This window comes from Colwellia sp. BRX10-4, from assembly GCF_014077465.1.
GTDB lineage: Bacteria > Pseudomonadota > Gammaproteobacteria > Enterobacterales > Alteromonadaceae > Colwellia_A.
In genome coordinates, this window is record NZ_JACGVZ010000015.1 from 50,661 (window position 1) to 71,097 (window position 20,437).

Below are 20,437 nucleotides of genomic sequence, written 5' to 3' on the forward strand. Positions count from 1 at the left end.
TTACGCCTCGGCTATGTTATTAGACGTTGTGCTATTCGCTTGCTGGTTTTCAAAGCTATCGTTATCAAGATCATCGCTTTCGACAATATAGGTTTTTCGGTCAAACAAGCTATACAAAACAGGAATTAAAAGTAACGTTAGCATTGTTGCAACCAGTAAACCGCTCATTACCGTAATAGCAAGAGGCGCCCTTAATTCAGAGCCTTCTCCGCTGCTAAATGCCAATGGCGCTAAACCTAAAATAGTGGTTAACGATGTCATGATAATTGGGCGAAAACGTGAACGACTCGCGTCCATAATCGCGGCAAGCTTATCAACTCCTTTATGGCGTAGTTGATTAATTCGGTCCACTAAGACAATCGCATTATTCACCACAATACCCGTTAGCATGATAATACCAATGAGTACGATAACGCTGATATTAGTCCCTGTAACATATAAGCCTAATACCGAACCTAGCACTGCTAATGGAATAGAGAATAAAATAATAAACGGATTTAATAACGATTCAAACTGCGAAGCCATCACTAAATAGACTAAAAACACTGCTAACGCTAACGCCATCATTAATGAAGAAAAAGAGCTTTCCATTTCTTCATTTTGCCCTGCCACTCTTGATTTGATGTTAAAGGGTAAATAGAGCTCTTTAACCAATTCTTCTGCTTTAGCTGCTGCTTCAGACAAATCACCATAAGCGAGTGAAGCTGAAATAATAGCAACACGGCTTTGATCAATTCGGTTAATCTCATTCGGACCAATACTTTCTGTAATATCGGCTACCGCAGCCAATGGTAAAGATTTTTCTTGCTGCGAATTAACCGTTAATTGACGAATAGCTTGTGCTGAATTTCTTGAGTTTTCATCAGCGCGCACTAGAATATCGACCTGTCTGTCTTGTAAGTTATATTTACTCGCGACTGAGCCTGCGATTTTAGTCACTAACTGATCGGCTATATCCGACGCTTTTAGCTCTAAACTTGCTAAGCGTTCGTTGTCAAAGCTAATTTTTAATTCAGGTTGACCCGCACGCAAACTATTGTTTAAGTCAATAAACTGGTTATCCATCGACATATTTTGTATAAGCTGGTCGCTGTATTTTTTAAGAGCAACAAGGTCATAACCTGACAAAATTATTTGCAGTGGACGCTCCGTCGTAAACATTTCTGTTTGTGCTATTTCAGCATTTACATCTGCCATTTGGGCAACTTTAGCGCGGACCACAGCTTTGACTGATTCAAGATCGTCACTGCTGTAAAGTGCCACTAAAAGTTGTCCCCAGTTTTCGCCACCTTTACTGGCTGAACTCATCATTAAGCTTCCACTCCCGGCTAATGAGTAGCTGTGTTTTACCCGTTCATCTTTAGCAATAGTGGCCGCAAGCTCTTTTAACCGCATATCGGTGATATTAATGGGCGTGCCTTGTGGCAGAGTTAACTCAATGGTAAATTCTGACTTTGCCACTTCAGGCACTAATTCAACAGCAATTTTGGGTAATAAGCTCATTACTGCAATCGCAAAGAACAAACTAAGACCGACTAAAATCGCTCTGTTTTTTAAAGCCAATTTCAATAAACGACTGTAAGCTGAGGCGAGTTTTTCAAAATAAAAACTAAAGACTCTATGCGCGGGTTTAAAAATAAAAATAAGCACTTTAGTGATTAAATTAGTAATAAGTAACAATACCTTGGTGAAAAACAAAGGTAAGTAATTAAAAATCAATAAGAAGGGGAATCCCAAAATATGAAGCATAACTTTAACGGTTTTCTTTCTTTTAGTCAGTGGCGTTTTAGCTATTTCTTTGACTAATGAGTTATCGTTATTCTCATTTTCTGGTGTCAGTTTATGTTGGCTAAATTGGCGTGATGCCAGCATTGGAATTAACGTTAAGGCAACAACCAAAGAAGCAAGCAAAGCAAAAGTAACGGTCATCGCTTGGTCACTGAATAACTGCCCGGCAAAACCGGTTACAAAAGCTAAAGGAAAAAACACCGCTAACGTGGTTAATGTCGAGGCAATAACGGCACCCGATACTTCATCGGTCCCCTTAATTGCCGCATCAATAATACTCGCGCCTTTTTCGCGGTATCGAGCAATGTTTTCAAGCACAACAATTGCATTATCAACTAATAAGCCAACCGCTAAGGCAATGCCCCCTAATGACATAATATTAAGACTAATGTCATTGGCAAACATTAAATTAAAGGTCGCGATAATTGAAATAGGTATCGCTAGTGAAATAATAATCGTATTGAAAAAATTCCCCAAGAATAAATATAGAATCAGCATGGCAAGTAATCCGCCAATAATCGCCGCACTTTTAACTTCATCTACCGCATTGACAATAAATTCAGATTGGTCATAGATAACCGTAAAAGTGAGTGCTTCGGGTAAGGTCTCTTCAAGCTCGGCTAATTTCTTATTTACCGCTTTTGCTACGGTTACTGTATTTGCATCACCTTCTTTATAAATGGCCAGTTCTATCGCTTCATTATTATTGATACGAGTAATATCGGTACGTTCTTTTTCGCCATCAATAACTTGGGCAATATCTTTAAGGTAAATGGTTTTGCCATCAGCTTGTTTAACAATCATATTGCCGAGTTGTTCTAGTGAAACAAATTGATTAACGGTACGTACTAAATACTCTTGCTGACCGTCGTAAACACGACCCGCCGACATGTTAATATTTTCACTTTGAATACGTGAAACAATACTTTGTGCCGTTATACCTCGGCGTGCTGCTTTTTCTTGATCAAAAACAACTTGTATTTCTTGCTGTAAACCGCCGCCTAGTTGAACAGCGGCAACGCCTGAAATAGTTTCAAGCTGCCGTTTTATTTCTTGTTCTGCAAAGGTACGTATCTTTTTTAATGCGCGAGGATGGGTATTTTCAGTTGACAGTCCTAAACGGATAATAGGGTCAAGTGCGGGATTAAAACGCAGAATAATGGGTTTATTAACGTCTTTAGGCAGAGCAATAATATCAAGTTTTTCACGGACATTTTGTGTGGCAAAATTCATCGCTACGCCCCATTCAAACTCAATAACCACATCAGACTGTCCAGCTTTTGAGATGGAATGTACTTTACGTATGCCTTTAACAACACCGACAGATTCTTCAATAGGTTTGCTGATCAATTGCTCTATTTCAGCAGGAGCGGCACCGGCATTATCCGTTCTTACGGTTAACGTCGGATAAGATAGGTCGGGTAACAATGAAACAGAGAGGCGTGAAAAACCCACCAGTCCAAATAACATTACAGCGAGTGTAAACATCGCTACCGTTACCGGGCGTTTGACCACCGTACTAACAATACTCATGAATAATAATTCCTTTAAATTTAACGATTAGGTAAAAACAAGTTCACAAATTATTAGTCTTGCGTTGCTTGATTATCAGCATTTTCCTTAACGGCATTATTATCAGTAGTTAGTTCAACGTTCTTATTTTGGGTTTCTTCTTCACCTATTATTTTTACAGCACTATCAATTTTCAAACCTTGCTGACCGACAATCACGACCGGTTCAAGGGCATTTAGTGGCGTCAATATTTCAACAAAACCATCTTGTTCAAAACCGGTAACCACTGTAACTTTCTTAGCTATATTATCTTGAATAACGAATAAGCTGGTTTCAGTGTCGGTAACCAGCAAGGCTTTTTGTGGCACAATTTGCGCATTATCATGAACATCAAGGGTCAGTGACACTTTAGCAAACATCCCGGGTTTTAAGACATGGTTATCATTATTAACTTTTAAGGTCACTTTAAAAGTCCCCGATTCGGTATCAATGATTGGTGAGATTAAGTCAACCGTTGCAGAAAGTTCTTTTGCGTTTGCCGGAAAGTTTAAATACGCTTGTTGACCAACATGAACATTATTCATTTCAGATTCGGGCAAATAAACAACCCCTTGTAAGGTATCGAGGGCAACAATGGTAAACATTTCACCACCAACATTAGCGGTCATATTGCCTTCTTTTACCATTCTTGAAGCAATAACACCTGATATTGGCGCTCTTACTTTTGAATCACGTACTTGTATCGCCGCCACTTTTTGTTGGTTTTTTCTTGTTTTCACTAAAAACTCAAGCTTCTCTAGATCTTTAACCGATATCAGTTGTTCACCATCTATTGGTCTACTGCGGTTAAATTCTGCAACCGCAGAGTCAACATCTATGGTGGTACGTTCAAGTTCTAATAAATAGTTTTCAGAATCAATTTCAGCTAAGGTTTGTCCTTTGGTAACCGACATTCCCTCTTCAACTAATATTGTGTTAATCATGCCTGTGACTTTATTAGTAACTTTGCTTTCAGCTTTTGCTTCAAGCACAGCGGTTGTTTGATAAGTATTAGTGATCGTTCTATTGTCAACGAGAGTTGTTTCTACGGGCACCTGATAAACTTTCTTTTCTTTGTCTGCTACTTTTTCTTCATTACAAGCGCTTAACACTGTGACTAAGAATAGTGATAATAATAATGAAGTTGCTAGTGAATTGAGGCGCATAACGGTCCGTTGTTTTATAATTATAATTATGGTTATTTTATCCGGATCGGCAAGTAAGATACAAATAGCTTTTGACGGTTATTAAACATTCAATTGTAACGAGTTATGATTACTAGTAAGTATAAGAATTTTACCTATAAAAAATATTTTGAATTATTTATGAAGTCGCCACTAAAACGTTATCTATCAAACGCACATTTATTTTTCAGTCTCGACATTAGGCACCTATCATTAAAATGAATAAAAGAGTTTTAATCACCGCGCACTATGGTTTACGATTAATATATAAAAATTTTTTTCTAACAAGGTTGTTGAATGTATTGCATAAAACTGTATTTTTTAGCTATTTTTACTACTGCTCTCTTCGTATCACCCGTTATGGCTAACGACAAAGACGAATCCCCTGTTCGCGGGCTAACTGGCTTTGAAAACATCGACGAAAGTCAGCCTTTATGGGAATTTGGACTTGGTGGTGGCGCTATAGAAGTCGCTAATTACCCGGCATCAGGCGAGCGAAATTTTATTGCATTAGCCGCGCCCTATGTCGTTTATCGGGGCGATGTGTTTCGGGTTGGTGGTGGTGATGGCATGCGTGCAGTTGTGGTTGAAACAAGTAATTTTGAATTAGACCTTTCCTTTGGCGGTGCATTCTCTGCCGACAGTGATGACAATACATCTCGCGCTAGTATGCCTGAATTAGACTTCTTATTTGAAATAGGGCCACAATTAATTTATCGCGTTAAAGACTATAAATTTTCACAAGGTGGAGATGCAAGACTCAAAGCTCGCTTGCAAGCAAGAGCGGTATTTTCTACTGATTTTGATCGCATCGACGATCGTGGTTTTGTTATAGAGCCAACCATTTCATACCAACAGCGTGGTGCAATTTTTAAAGAAGTCGGCTTAAATATCGCTTTTAGCTTAACTTTTGCGACTGAAAAATTACAAGATTACTTTTATCAGGTTGATCGCAAATTCGCCAATAGCAATCGCCAACAATATAGTGCCAAAGGAGGCTATTTGGGCGCTGAACTTTCTATGGGTCTGTCATTACCCATACGAAAAAATATCCGCGCATTTGTCACTGGCTCAGCACAATTTCATCAAGGTGCAGCCAACCAAGATAGCCCTCTTTATGAAGAAGACATTACTTACAGCGTCGGTATTGGCTTTGTTTGGCGCTTGTACGAAAGTGATAAAAAAGCAAGTTGGTAACAATCCTTTCAAAGACACTAAAACAAATAGCTACTATTGATTAAATTGACTTATAAAAAAGTTAACACTGCTCTAAACTTTAGATAATTAATTATAAAAGGAAAAAAACGATGTTCTCAATTAAAAAAATTGTTCTCTTTAGTGCTTAGCTTAACCTTGGTTGCTTGTGCTTCAATGGGAGATGGTAGTAAAGCAGAACAACAACAAGAAATTCTCACCATGAAAGATACGGTGCTTAACCAACTTTTTGCTAATAAACCAGATACCCGTAGCCAAATTAATTCAGCGGCTGGTTATGCTGTCTTTTCGAATGCTAATATCAATTTAATATTTATGGCAGCTGGCACAGGCTATGGTGTGGTTAAAAGTAATAATTCAGCTAAATATACTTATATGAATATGGCTGAAGGTGTTATAGGCCTTGGTCTTGGTGTTAAAGATTACCGTATTGTTATGGTATTTCATACGTCACAAGCAATGAATGATTTTGTTAATCAAGGTTGGAGCTTTGGTGGTAATGTTGATGCCGCAGCAAAAGCGGGTAATAAAGGCGGCTCAGTTGAAGGAGAAATGTATTACGGTGATGTAACTGTCTACACTTTTACTGAAAGTGGCTTAACCCTGCAGGCAACAATGAAAGGCACTAAGTTTTGGCAGAACAGTAAGCTTAATTAACAGCCCAACTCGGTAGTCATTATCCTTAGTTAAATCTGTTATTGCTGTAAAGCGCACAATATATAAATACCCCCTGTGCGCTTTAAGGGAAAAATTGTGTACTTTAAGGGAAAAATCAACTTCGGCTGATTAACACCTTAAAGCGTAAAACATATAAATAACTCCTGTGCGCTTTAAGGGAAAAATTAACTTCGGCTGATTAACACCTTAAGCTTCTCCTTGTAAAATTACAGTATTCGCTTTACTAGTATAACTTTCAATCTTATGAAAATTCAAATACCACTAAGTATCAGGCCTTTGCATCTTATGCTAATAGGAATAATTTATTGATCTTTTTGCTTCAATATAAGCGATTATCGAGATATAAAAAATTAGACCTTTCTACTAGTATCATAAAATTTACGGGATTATTTCTTACTATTATCCTCTGATACCCTACCTACATAACCATTACGACTAAAACTTACATTAGTTATCACTGCGATGAATAGTACTTATTTAATCAAATGATTCGTAGTAGCTCAAAAATCAGGTAAACTATAAGCAAAATTTTTACTTGCTAATGATGACAATGTTATTAGCACATTAGAACTAGAGAGAGTTTTAAATGAGTCTATATTTAGCGTACATTAAAGAAATTGAAAATCGTAAGAATGAGCTAGGATTAGCGCCTCTACCCATTGATTCTGCCGATCTATTATCAGAAATCATTGCTCAAATTAAAGATTCTGGAAGTGAGCATCGCGAAGATTCCCTTAACTTTTTCATTTATAACACTTTACCGGGCACAACGAGTGCTGCAGGTGTAAAAGCTGTATTTTTAAAAGAAATTATTCTAGCTCAGTCAGTTGTCGCAGAAATCACCCCGACGTTTGCTTTTGAATTGTTATCTCATATGAAAGGGGGCCCTTCAATTGAGGTACTTCTTGATTTAGCATTATCTGATGACGCAGCAGTAGCAAAACCAGCGGCAGAAGTTTTAAAAACGCAAGTATTTTTATATGACGCTGATACAGTGCGTCTTGAAGCTGCATTTAAAGCAGGCAACGCACTTGCGAAAGATATTTTAGAAAGCTACGCCCAAGCGGAGTTTTTCACTAAGTTACCTGAAGTTGAAGCAAAAGTTGAAGTAGTCACTTATATTGCCGGTGAAGGTGATATCTCAACTGATTTATTATCTCCTGGTCATCAAGCACATTCACGTGCTGACCGTGAATTACATGGCCAATGCATGAGCACACCAGAAGCTCAAGCAGAAATACTCGCATTACAAGTTAAGCATCCTAATGCGAAAGTGATGTTAATTGCTGAAAAAGGCACTATGGGTGTTGGTTCATCTCGTATGTCGGGTGTTAACAACGTTGCACTGTTGGCAGGCAAAAAAGCAAGCCCATACGTACCGTTTATTAACATTGCACCGGTAGTTGCGGGTACTAATGGTATTTCTCCAATATTCTTAACAACCGTTGATGTAACTGGCGGCATTGGTCTTGACCTTAAAAACTGGGTTAAGAAAGTAGATGCAAGTGGCAAAGCCGTTGTTGATGCAAATGGTGATGCAGTTTTAGAGGAAGCTTATTCTGTAGCGACGGGTACCGTATTAACTATCGATACCAAAGCGAAGAAATTGTACAACGGTGACAAAGAGCTTGCGGATATATCTTCAGCCTTCACACCACAGAAAGTAGAATTCATGAAAGCAGGTGGTTCTTACGCGGTAACATTTGGTAAGAAATTACAAACGTTCGCTGCTAAAACACTTGGCATAGCCACACCACCGGTATATGCCACTTCAAAAGAAATTTCTCATGAAGGTCAAGGTTTAACCGCTGTTGAAAAAATCTTTAATAACAACGCTGTTGGTGTAACATCGAACACACCATTACATGCGGGCTCAGATGTTCGCGTTAAAGTTAACATTGTTGGCTCTCAAGACACCACAGGCCCTATGACATGTCAAGAGCTTGAAGCGATGGCAGCATCTACTATTTCTCCACTAGTAGACGGTGCATACCAATCAGGTTGTCATACAGCATCAGTTTGGGACAGTAAAGCTAAAGCTAACATTCCTAAATTAATGGCATTCATGAACAAGTTCGGTCTTATTACTGCACGTGACCCGAAAGGCGTTTACCATGCAATGACTGATGTTATTCATAAAGTATTAAATGATATTACCGTAGACGATCGCGCAATCATCATTGGTGGTGACTCGCATACTCGTATGTCTAAAGGTGTAGCCTTTGGTGCTGACTCGGGTACAGTAGCAATTGCGCTTGCCACAGGTGAATCGGCTATGCCAATCCCTGAGTCTGTAAAAGTTACTTTTAAAGGCAAGATGCAAGACCACATGGATTTCCGTGATGTAGTTCACTCTACTCAAGCGCAAATGCTTAAGCAATTTGATGGCGAAAATGTCTTCCAAGGTCGTATCATTGAAGTGCATATCGGTACATTATTAGCTGACCAAGCATTTACCTTTACTGATTGGTCTGCAGAAATGAAGGCAAAAGCCTCTATCTGTATTTCTGAAGATGAAACATTAATTCAATCACTTGAGCTTGCTAAGAGCCGTATCCAGATAATGATCAACAAGGGTATGGAAAACGAAGCGAAAACACTTAACGGTTTAATCGCCTTAGCAGACCAACGCATCGAAGGCATTAAATCAGGTGAAACACCTGCATTATCACCAGATGATAATGCTAAATACTACGCTGAAGTGTTAATTGATTTAGATATTATCGACCAGCCAATGATTGCTGATCCAGATGTAAACAACGACGATGCTTCTAAACGTTACACTCATGATGTTATTCGCCCTGTTTCATACTACGCTGATAAATCAGTTGACCTAGGTTTTGTTGGTTCTTGTATGGTTCACAAAGGTGATATGCAAATTATCGCTCAAATGTTCCGTAATATGGAAGCACAAGGTAACAAGATAGAATTTAAAGCTCCATTAGTTGTTGCACCACCAACTTACAATATTGTTGATGAGCTTAAAGCTGAAGGCGATTGGGAGATTTTACAAAAATATTCAGGCTTCGAATTTGACGATGCTGTACCTAAAAATGCTGCACGTACTAAGTACGAAAACATCATGTACCTTGAGCGCCCAGGCTGTAACTTATGTATGGGTAACCAAGAAAAAGCTGAACCTGGTGACACGGTTATTGCAACATCAACACGTTTATTCCAAGGTCGTGTTGTAGCAGATACTGCTGAGAAAAAAGGTGAATCGTTACTTGGCTCTACACCATTAGTTGTGCTTTCCACAATGCTTGGTCGTTTCCCAACAATCGAAGAGTATAAGTCAGCAGTAGAAGGTATCGATTTAACACGATTCGCTCCTCCTACACATGAGATGACTACTAAGTACACTGCACCAGCAGTACCGATTAAAGTAATGTAATTAGCTATATAGAGTCCTTAATGGGGACTCTATTTTAAGTGATACATTAAGATAGATTTAGAAATATAAGGGTTATTTATTTTGGTTGAGTGAGGTAAAACTTACTATCAACTAAAATAAGTAATCCTTTTTTATTTTAATCTTCTAGTTATTAAAAATGGCACAGCAATGCAAGGACTAGACTCACTTAACTGGGTCGTAATTAAATGAGTATTTGGGAGGAGTTTACATTGACAAGAAATGCCTCTACTGACGAGCGCATTCAATATTAGCGGATAATGAAGGCATAATTAAATTGGGAAACGATTTTCTGTCGTCAAACTTTTCAATCCCTTTTAACACTTCAATGGTAAAACCATAAGTGCCACAAATCTCGTAAGATTGTCTCATCATAAAAGTAGCAAGTTTATCAAAGTGGGTGTCCGACTTGGGGTTCACCTCTAAGTGATATTTATTTTCAGCCAGTTTTGTTTGTTTAAACTGAATATTGTGATCAAAATCCCATTGTGAAGCTCCGTTTTCAGAAACAATGTTGGTACAAGCAGATAGAGCAAAACAAGTAATAGCTAAAGTAAATAAACGCATCATAAGCCCTTTTTCTGATAATAATTATATTGTATAAGGCAGCGGTACTCTACCATCGACAACCAAGAATGCACTAATACTGAGACAACATAGCTGCCAAGGCATGGCGATGGTGCTGAGACAGGTTACTGTTCCTAAAAATAAAAACCAGCAAAGATGCTGGTTTTTATATAAAGTTAGTCAAGCACTTACAAGTGCTTGTCTAAGAATTCACCTACCACCTTAAATGCTTCTATGCGATTTACATTTTCATCGAGGTAATGCGTACCATTGGCAAACTCAACAAAATCGATATCTAAATCAGCGTCTTTAGCCGCATCATAAAAATCGTCAGATTGGCTAAATCTTACCTGAGTATCATGTTTACCATGAATTAATAATATCGGTGCTTTGATCTGCTTAAGATAGTTAATTGCAGAAGTCGCTTTAAGACTGGCAATAGTTTTATCGTCCGTTGGGTTACCAATAGTTTTATCAATAAAAGGTCGTTTAGATTCGTATCTGTACTCATCTTTTGCTAACTCAAGTAAGTCACCAATCCCAGCGATACTGGCAATACATTTAAATTGCTTGGGCCTTTGAAATGCCGCCGTTAATGCCACATAACCGCCATAGCTAGCACCAACGATACAGCTATTATTAGTATCAACCAGTTCCGTCTCAGCTAACCAGTCTATCGCTTCATAAATATCATCTTGCATACGTTTACCCCACTGTTGGTAACCAGCGGTTTGATAAGCGTTACTAAAGCCGGTAGATCCACGAAAGTTAACTTGTAGTACGGCATAACCTTTACTGGCAAAGTATTGCACAAACGGACTAAAGTATTGGTAATCTCTTGATTGTGGACCGCCATGAGGGTGAATAATCAAGGGTGGTTTTTTATTATTACTCATTGGCGTTGTTGGCAACGTTAAATACCCGTGCAAAGACATGCCATCAGATGCTTCAAATTGAAACGGTTGAACACTAGCCAGCGGCTTGCCTTCTAAATAGGGGTATTGACTGATCCAAAAACCACCCGATTTATTAGTCAAATCTAACCAAAAAAACTTAGGGGGTGAATTATCTCGCTGAGCAGCCACTAAAATTTTCTTTTTATCTTTGCTCATACTATAAATACTGGCTTGGTATTGCTTGAAACTATTTTTTACAATGTTATAGATTTCAGTGTCAGCATCAGTAAAAAAATGATTCTTACGGTAGTGCTCAAAATAAATAGCACCAATAACTTCATTTCTATCCGCATTAAAAATAGCACCTTCTACATCATAGTTATCATTAGCATATAATAGCTTATCGTAGGTTCCCGACTTAATATCATATTGCCAAAGTGCGTCTCTATGTATCTTGTGATCAGAGATAACAATCGCCTTATCATCACTAACCAAAATAGGAGAAAAAGTTTCACCTTCGAACGCTTTTTTAGAGTGTAATAACTTCCACTCATCATTATTGTCTTTTCTGTACCATATATTCGTAATAGTACTATCATAATCGTCAGAACCTACACCCAAGACGACATCACCCGCTTTATTGGCAACCCAACTATAAACGTCATATTTATTAACGAATAACTTTTCAAACTTATTTTCATAAATATTAACTTTATAGACAGATTGTCCTTTATCCTTAGGAGAGTACATCTGCAATAATACAAATTCTTTTTCTGCTTTTAATAACGAAACAACTTGTTGAGAGCTGTTTAAATCATACATAGCGATTTCTGCACCCGTTAAACTGCGTAGGTTTGCTGCACGATTTAATTCAATCAAGTTACTGCCGTCAATGTTAACCGAAAATAATCGATTAACTCGAAATCTATCACCCCATTGCTTTTTAGAGTAACTCGATGATACCAACAAACGTTCATTATTTGCCCACATAACCGAGTCTATTCTGTCTTTAGACTTTTTAAGGCTAACAAGTTTTATAATACTATTTGAGCCAAAGTCACTCATCACAACCGACGGACCATCTTCACTGTTAAATATTCCAGCAATATGTTTACCATCTGGCGATACGGTAGGTTCTTGAATTATAGGTAAGTGACCAAATTCCTTGTAGGTTAACGTTTGTTTTTCGGCATGACTTAAGAAGGTCACGCTGAGCAATAGAATAGTGATTATTATTTTTTTCATTATTGCATCCTAGCGACTTGTTGATTAGCGGTAGTTGTCATTATCGATGATACGATAAAAATCATTTACCTATATCTTTACAAATTATTTACAAAATTACCAGTAAACTTGCCATATTTATAATTCAGGTCGGTCCAAACGAATAACGACGTTGGTCATTGAAAGAAGATGACTGATAATAATGATCAAAAAACGAAGGTAATAGGTATATCGCTGAATCTCACTAAATAGCTTTGGTGAGTCGGGGCTTAGGCACTTAGTTCAGTAAAGATTAAGCGCTAACTAAAACAATCAGCCATAAAAAATGCCATTCACTATCAATAGTGAATGGCATTTCAGCATAAATGCAGGTTTATCGTTTACTTAAAAACAATGATTATTTCTTTTTCTTTACCGCTTTTGCATTAGGTAAATCAGTAATTGAACCTTCAAAAATTTCAGCCGCTAAGCCAATAGATTCATTTAATGTTGGATGAGCATGAATGGTTAAGCCTATGTCTTCTGCATCAGCACCCATTTCAACGGCTAAACAAATTTCGCCCAACATTTCGCCCGCGTTGATACCAACAATGGCACCACCAAGAATACGGCCCGTTTCTTTTTCAAAGATTAACTTAGTTTTACCTTCGGTACGGCCAGAAGCGATAGCACGACCAGAAGCCGCCCAAGGGAAGTTAGCTACTTCAATGTTTAAACCTTGCTCTTTAGCTTCAGTCTCTGTTACGCCAGTCCAAGCCATTTCAGGGTCAGTGTAAGCAACAGAAGGGATACAACGTGGTTCAAAGGTATGTTTCTTACCTGAGATAACTTCTGCTGCACAATGCGCTTCATGAACCGCTTTATGTGCCAGCATAGGTTGACCAACAACATCACCAATAGCAAAAATATGTGGAACGTTAGTACGTAGTTCATTCGTTACATTGATGAAACCACGTTCATCAACGTTAACACCTGCTTTGTCAGCAGCAACTAAATGACCATTTGGCTTACGGCCAACAGCCACTAAAATTTTGTCGTAACGTACTGGTTCTGCTGGTGCTTTTTTACCTTCAAAAGTCACATACAAGCCGTCAACTTTAGCTTCAACGGCAACCACTTTAGTAGATAACATAATGTTGAAGTTTTTATTGTTGAAATTAGTATAAATTTTAACAATGTCTTTATCTGCAGCTGGTACTAATTGATCAGCAAATTCAACCACTGAAACATTAGCGCCTAAAGCTCTGTATACCGTACCCATTTCTAGACCGATAATACCACCGCCCAATACTAACATTTCATCAGGAATGTCATGAAGTTCTAAAGCGCCTGTTGAATCAATAACGCGTGGGTCATCATTTGGAATAAAAGGTAAATCGATAACAGAAGAACCTGCGGCGATAATAGCATTATCAAAAGTAACCGTCGTTTTCTCGCCGTCATTGCCTTCAACTTCAATGGTTTTATCTGAAGTGAACTTGCCGTAACCGTAAACTGTAGTCACTTTACGCGCTTTAGACATTCCACCTAAGCCGCCAGTAAGTTGGGAAACTACGCTATCTTTCCAGTCACGAATTTTATCTAAATTAATTTCTGGCTTACCAAATGTAACTCCGTGAGAAGCCATAGCAGCTGCATCATCAATAACTTTAGCAACATGAAGTAATGCTTTTGATGGGATACAACCCACATTTAAACAAACGCCACCTAATGTTTTTCGGCTTTCAATTAAGACTACATCTAAACCTAAATCTGCAGCACGGAATGCCGCTGAATAACCACCAGGGCCTGAACCTAATACTACTACTTGAGTTTTAATTTCGTTACTCATGTTTACCTCAATTAACTTGTTGTTTTGTCATTTATCGCTTCGCCAATATGGAAAGCCACAAATATAATATTATTTATACTTTACTGGGCGGAATTTTACTTAAACTCCTACCAAAGTACCATCTTTAATCGCGCCTTCTTTGACCAAAGTAGTAAAAAGTGAGAAGCATTTCTGCCTACTCACTTTTATCTTAGCGTCAAAGACTCTATCAATTATAAGATCAATTGACGGATATCAGACATTACACTGGCTAAGTGTACCGTAAAGCGTGCAGCTAAGGCACCGTCAATAACACGATGGTCGTACGACATTGATAATGGCAACATAAGTTTAGGCTCAAAATCCTTACCATTCCACTTAGGTTTTATTTCTGATTTTGAAACACCTAAAATTGCCACTTCTGGAGCATTAACAATCGGCGTGAATGCTGTACCACCAATACCACCAAGGCTAGAAATAGTAAAACATCCACCTTGCATATCGGTCGCTTTCAATTTGCCATCTCGTGCTTTCATGCTAATTTCTAGGAGTTCACGAGAGAGTTGATGAATACCTTTTTGGTCGACATCACGTACTACCGGAACGACTAAACCATTAGGCGTATCAACAGCAACACCAATGTGAATGTATTTCTTGAGAATTAAGCTTTCTCCGTCTTCACTCAAACTTGAGTTAAACGCAGGGAATTCACGTAAAGCATCAGCAACCGCTTTTAAAATAAAGACTAATGGTGTGATCTTAAAGCCTAGTTTTTTCTTTTCACAAATAACATTTTGTTCTTTACGAAACGCTTCAACATTAGTGATATCAGCTTCATCAAATTGAGTAACATGTGGAATAGTTACCCAATTACGATGGAGAAATGGACCTGATATTTTTTGAATGCGCGTAAGTGCTTTCGTTTCAATTTCGCCAAACTTAGAGAAATCGATAGCCTTAGCACTGACGACCTGTAAGCCCCCCTCACCCGCAGCAACCGAGCTACCCGCATTAGCTTTAGGTCGAGACAGTTCGTATTTCACGTAAGACTTTACGTCTTCTTTTAAAATACGACTTTTTCTGCCCGTTCCTTTAACTAAGGTCAAATCAACACCATATTCACGAGCAATACGGCGAATCGATGGCGAAGTATAAATACTACCCGATGAAGCCACTGTGCCCGCTTGTGGATGATGCGGAACAGGAGCAGCCTTTTGTGGTGCGGGTTTAGCTTTTGGTGCTTCAGCAACTTCTTCAGCAACAGGAGCAGGAGCAGCGACTTCAATCGGTGAGCCACTTGATGTTTCAAGCTTAATAACAATAGCGCCCTGCTTTACTTTGCCACCAACGCTAACCAATACTTCTTTAACGGTACCCGCATGTGACGAAGGCACATCCATCGTCGCTTTATCTGTTTCTAAGGTGATTAAACCATCTTCAACTTCAATAACATCACCAACACTCACTAAAACATCGATAATTTCAACTTCGCCATCTTCACCAATATCAGGCACTGCAATATCAATAATTTCACTTTGTGCTGATACCGCCGCCTTAGCAGGAGCCTCAGCAGGTGCAGGAGTTGACTCAACTTCTGCAACCGTTTCTTCTACAGCTTCTGCTGGCGCTTCGTCTGTAGTTTCCTCTGTAGCTTCAGCCGTTTCGGGTACTGCTTGCGATGATGTCATTTCAGCAATCACATCACCTTCTTTAATCTTATCACCGACACTGACCAATAATGCCGATAACTTTCCAGCAAATGGTGCGGGGATGTCCATTGATGCTTTATCAGTTTCAACGGTAACAATTCCTTCGTCTGCTTCGATTGAATCACCAACAGCAAAACAAATTTCAATAATTTCTACTTCGTCGCCACCAACATCAGGGACTAGAATCTTTTGACTATCTGACATATTAAATCTCCTAGTCTGCTTATGCGTAAAGTGGGTTAAGTTTTTCAGTGTCGATATCAAAGCGTTTAATCGCTTCAGTGACTACTGAACGCTCAACATCACCACGGTTAGCTAACTCAAATAACGCAGCAACAACAACATAAGCAGCATTCACTTCAAAGTGAGTACGTAAATTAGCGCGACTGTCACTGCGACCAAAACCATCGGTACCTAGACAGCGATATTCGGTGTCTATGTAGGCACGCACTTGCTCTGAATAGTTTTTAATATAATCAGTTGCTGCAATTGCAGGACCATTTCCTTTGGTAATAACGTTAGAAATGTACGCTTGTTTTTGCTTACTTTCTGGGTGAAGCATATTCCAGCGTGCAACATTCTGACCGTCACGCGCTAATTCATTGAATGAGGTTACAGAGTAAACATCACTTGAAATACCGTAATCAGCACTTAAAATTTGCGCCGCTTCACGTACCTTTTCCAAGATAGTGCCTGAGCCCATTAACTGCACATTCACTTTTGGTTTTTTCGAAGCTTTCTTCGCCGCTACCGTTTCAAGTTTGTAAATACCTTTAATTATCTGCTCTTCAACATCTTTATTGTCAGGCATCGCCGGATGTTTATAGTTTTCGTTCATCAAGGTTAAGTAGAAGAAAATATTTTCATTTTCTTCATACATGCGACGTAAACCTTCACGCACAATAACCGATATTTCATAACCATAAGTAGGATCGTACGTCACACAATTAGGGATCAAACCTGCTTGCACATGTGAATGACCATCTTGATGTTGTAAACCTTCACCATTCAAGGTTGTTCGACCGGCAGTAGCACCTAGTAAAAAGCCTTTTGCTTGGCTATCACCTGCAGCCCAAGCTAAGTCACCAACGCGTTGGAAACCAAACATAGAGTAGTAAATGTAAAATGGGATCGTTGTCGCATTACAAGTAGAGTAAGACGTACCTGCAGCAACCCAAGATGCCATAGCACCTAATTCATTGATACCTTCTTGTAAAACCTGACCTTTTTTATCTTCACGATAATAAGCAACTTGGTCAGCATCTTGAGGAATGTATTTTTGCCCTTCGTTTGCGTAAATACCCACTTGGCGGAATAAACCTTCCATACCAAAAGTACGTGCTTCATCAGGGATAATAGGCACGATACGCTTGCCTATTTTTTTATCTTTTAATAGTGCATTCAATACACGAACAAAGGTCATTGTTGAAGAAACTTCACGATCACCAGAGCCTTTCAATATTGCGTCAAAGACTTTAAGAGATGGAATTTCTAACGTTTCATCTGCTTGTACACGACGAGCAGGCAAAGAACCTCCTAACGCTTCACGACGCGCCTTCATATACTTGAACTCTTCGCTATCTTCAGGGAATCGATAGAAAGGCAAATCAGCAATCTCATCGTCATTGATCGGCATATTGAAACGATCACGGTAAAGCTTAATAGATTCAACATCCATTTTCTTCACGTTATGAGCAACATTCAATGCTTCACCTGAGGCACCTAAACCAAAACCTTTTACTGTTTTTGCTAGAATAACAGTTGGACGACCTTTAGTTTCTATCGCTTTTTTATAAGCCGCATAAACTTTAACCGGGTCATGGCCACCACGGTTCAAACGATAAATATCTTCATCAGACATATTGGCAACCAATGCCGCTGTCTCAGGGTATTTATTGAAAAAGTTCTCACGAGTATATTTACCACCCTTGGCTTTACAATTTTGGTATTCACCGTCAACCGTTTCTTCCATAAGTTGTAAAAGTTTACCTGAAGTGTCACGGGCAATAAGGGCATCCCAGTAAGAACCCCAAATAACTTTAACGACCTCCCAGCCAGCGCCACGGAAAGTACCTTCAAGCTCTTGAATAATTTTGCCATTACCACGAACAGGGCCATCTAAACGCTGTAAGTTACAGTTAATAACAAATGTTAAGTTATCTAAATCTTCACGTGAAGCTAAACCAATAGCACCTAATGATTCTGGCTCATCGGTCTCGCCATCACCTAAATAACAGTAAACGCGTTGTGCTGAACAATCTTTAATACCACGATCGGTTAAATATTTAAGGAAACGCGCAGTATAAATTGCTTGTAATGGACCTAGTCCCATAGAAACAGTTGGGAACTGCCAGAAATCTTTCATCAAATGAGGGTGAGGATAAGAAGATAACCCTTTACCATCACATTCTTGACGAAAGTTATCCATTTGAGATTCAGTTAAACGACCTTCCATAAAGGCACGCGCATAAATACCTGGAGAGATATGTCCTTGCGCGAAAATAAAGTCACCACCGTCTTTTTCAGAAGCCGCTCTAAAGAAGTGATTAAAACCGACATCGTATAACATCGCAGAAGAAGCAAAACTGCCAATATGTCCACCTAAGTCTAAATCTTTTTTCGACGCGCGAAGTACCAGAACTAAAGCGTTCCAACGGATAGCTGCACGAATGCGCGCTTCAATCGTTTGATCACCTGGCATATTAGGCTCTTGCCCAGGAGGTATGGTATTTACATAAGCTGTTTTTGCTTCAAAAGGTAAATGTGTGCCACTGCGACGAGCGCGGTCAATAAGTTTTTCTAAAATGAAATGTGCACGATCTGGACCTTCATTTTCCAGAATAGAATCCATAGATTCCAACCACTCTTGGGTTTCCAATGAATCTAAATCAATTTTTGGGAGCTCAGACATAATTACTTAGTTTCCAATAGTTAGTAAGTGTATATAGTCATCATTACTCTATATGCAGGTTTATTGCGTTTCAAAACTAGCACTACGGCGTTACTCATTGTTGCAATAGCAAACCATTGCTGCAAACAAATGCCTTGTATCTATAATTTTGCACTCACACTAAACGTCAACATCTTAAATTATGATAGCTATAAGTTAAATTTCTGTGTTTAAAGATAGTCAACTTTTGCATATTTACATGCCTTGATTAACGTTAAACAGTTATTTTCTAAATTTTATTTTGCAACGTAATAGCCATTAATATTCACTACGTTGCATTCTGCGCATTGATCTTTCCATGCGACTATCTTCTTGTGACATTTTTAGTAGCACTTCTTCTATAAAAGCGAGGTGACGGTGACTTGCTCCCCAAGCTTTTTGTGGCTGACCACTAATAATTGCGTCTAACAAGCGTTTTCTAAATTCAGCCATTTGCGCAAATATATCTGGGCGCTTAGCTAAGACAGTAAGATTTTGCTCAATATTATCAATCAACAAACTCGACATACTTCGCGCTAAGTGCAGAGTGACCGCATTGTGTGACGCCGCACATATAGCAAGATAAAAGTCGAAAATAGCTTCAGCCTCTAAACGTAAATCATTTTCTAACTGGGCATTGCCGATACTGTCATGCTTTTTCTGTATTTCAGCAAAATCATTTTCAGTGCCCCGCATCGCCGCATAATATGACGACATACCTTCAATACCATGACGAAACTCTAAGAGATCAAATTGCGACTCTTTACTTTTCGACATTAATTCAAATAACGGATCAGACAAGCCTGATAGAATTTGGTCACTAACAAATGTGCCACCGCCTTGGCGACGATTTACTAAGCCTTTAGCTTCTAACTTTTGAATAGCTTCGCGTAATGAGGGCCGAGAAACATCAAATTGTTTTGCTAACTCTCGTTCAGGTGGTAATTTTTCACCTGCTTGCAAGCTACCTTCAAGAATCAAGGCTTCTAATTGTCGTAAAATTACATCCGACAACTTTGCTTGCTTAACTGGCTTTTGGATACCTGACAATGTCATAACTAACAGCTTAACCTATAGTTTTATTGGTCTAGAGTTAGATAAAACTAAAAAGTGATTAAACTTTCTTTGTAAATCTTCTAAAAACCAAGAGGTAAATTGGTCTTACCAATCAAAAAAGTGGTGTAAAAATACCAAAAAAAACACATTTTGTAAAGAGAAGATAGAACAGCTAGCCTGATTTTCCAAGTACTATTTTAGAGCTCGAACTCCAAACAACTGTTTGAATAGCTAGCACAACAACTCAAATAAAAGCCTTGTATCAAACACTATTTCGACCAAAAAAATGGTCATTAAGCTAAATTATTTTATCTGGTTAATCTCATTTTTATACGCATTGTGATTCGATAACAGATCAAAAAAACATCATAAAAATTATTGAACAGCCCACTATAAATTACGCTTAAATCTTAAAAAG

The 20,437-nt window shown here is 38.6% G+C and carries 11 protein-coding genes; 3 read left to right on the plus strand and 8 right to left on the minus strand.

The window, feature by feature from the left end; genetic code table 11:
• Together H4J67_RS12720 and H4J67_RS12725 are read right to left on the minus strand one after the other, a co-directional pair.
• Positions 1 to 3,321, minus strand: coding sequence for an efflux RND transporter permease subunit (locus H4J67_RS12720; RefSeq protein WP_182203945.1), 3,321 nt, complete (start codon positions 3,319 to 3,321; stop codon positions 1 to 3).
• 53 nt (positions 3,322 to 3,374) lie between these two features.
• On the minus strand, positions 3,375 to 4,505 hold the full coding sequence (locus H4J67_RS12725) for an efflux RND transporter periplasmic adaptor subunit (protein WP_182172670.1): 1,131 nt from the start codon (positions 4,503 to 4,505) through the stop codon (positions 3,375 to 3,377).
• Between the two features lie 315 nt (positions 4,506 to 4,820).
• Between H4J67_RS12725 and H4J67_RS12730 the strand changes: the two genes are divergently transcribed.
• From H4J67_RS12730 to H4J67_RS12740, 3 genes are all read left to right on the plus strand, one after another.
• Positions 4,821 to 5,720: a MipA/OmpV family protein gene (locus tag H4J67_RS12730; RefSeq protein ID WP_182172673.1), complete on the plus strand. Its 900-nt coding sequence runs from the start codon at positions 4,821 to 4,823 to the stop codon at positions 5,718 to 5,720.
• Positions 5,721 to 5,894: 174 nt separating this feature from the next.
• On the plus strand, positions 5,895 to 6,395 hold the full coding sequence (locus tag H4J67_RS12735; RefSeq protein WP_182172765.1) for a YSC84-related protein: 501 nt from the start codon (positions 5,895 to 5,897) through the stop codon (positions 6,393 to 6,395).
• A 607-nt stretch (positions 6,396 to 7,002) separates the two neighbouring features.
• Positions 7,003 to 9,810: a bifunctional aconitate hydratase 2/2-methylisocitrate dehydratase gene (locus H4J67_RS12740; RefSeq protein ID WP_182203947.1), complete on the plus strand. Its 2,808-nt coding sequence runs from the start codon at positions 7,003 to 7,005 to the stop codon at positions 9,808 to 9,810.
• Positions 9,811 to 10,056: 246 nt separating this feature from the next.
• On the opposite strand, the gene H4J67_RS12745 is transcribed toward H4J67_RS12740, so the two are convergent.
• The 6 genes from H4J67_RS12745 to pdhR form a co-directional block, all read right to left on the minus strand.
• Positions 10,057 to 10,395, minus strand: a complete 339-nt coding sequence (locus tag H4J67_RS12745; RefSeq protein ID WP_182203948.1) for a hypothetical protein — start codon at positions 10,393 to 10,395, stop codon at positions 10,057 to 10,059.
• Positions 10,396 to 10,583: 188 nt separating this feature from the next.
• Positions 10,584 to 12,536, minus strand: a complete 1,953-nt coding sequence (locus H4J67_RS12750) for a S9 family peptidase (protein ID WP_182172682.1) — start codon at positions 12,534 to 12,536, stop codon at positions 10,584 to 10,586.
• 376 nt (positions 12,537 to 12,912) lie between these two features.
• The gene (lpdA, locus tag H4J67_RS12755; RefSeq protein WP_182172685.1) at positions 12,913 to 14,346 is read right to left on the minus strand and encodes a dihydrolipoyl dehydrogenase; all 1,434 of its coding nucleotides are present in this window, start codon (positions 14,344 to 14,346) and stop codon (positions 12,913 to 12,915) included.
• A gap of 212 nt (positions 14,347 to 14,558) precedes the next feature.
• Positions 14,559 to 16,238, minus strand: a complete 1,680-nt coding sequence (gene aceF, locus H4J67_RS12760; RefSeq protein ID WP_182203950.1) for a dihydrolipoyllysine-residue acetyltransferase — start codon at positions 16,236 to 16,238, stop codon at positions 14,559 to 14,561.
• A 19-nt stretch (positions 16,239 to 16,257) separates the two neighbouring features.
• Entirely contained in the window at positions 16,258 to 18,945 is a 2,688-nt protein-coding gene (gene aceE / locus H4J67_RS12765; protein ID WP_182172691.1) for a pyruvate dehydrogenase (acetyl-transferring), homodimeric type, read from the minus strand.
• Between the two features lie 297 nt (positions 18,946 to 19,242).
• Positions 19,243 to 20,004 (minus strand): pyruvate dehydrogenase complex transcriptional repressor PdhR, encoded by a 762-nt coding sequence (pdhR, locus tag H4J67_RS12770; RefSeq protein ID WP_182172768.1) that lies wholly within the window; start codon positions 20,002 to 20,004, stop codon positions 19,243 to 19,245.
• Positions 20,005 to 20,437: the final 433 nt, after the last annotated feature.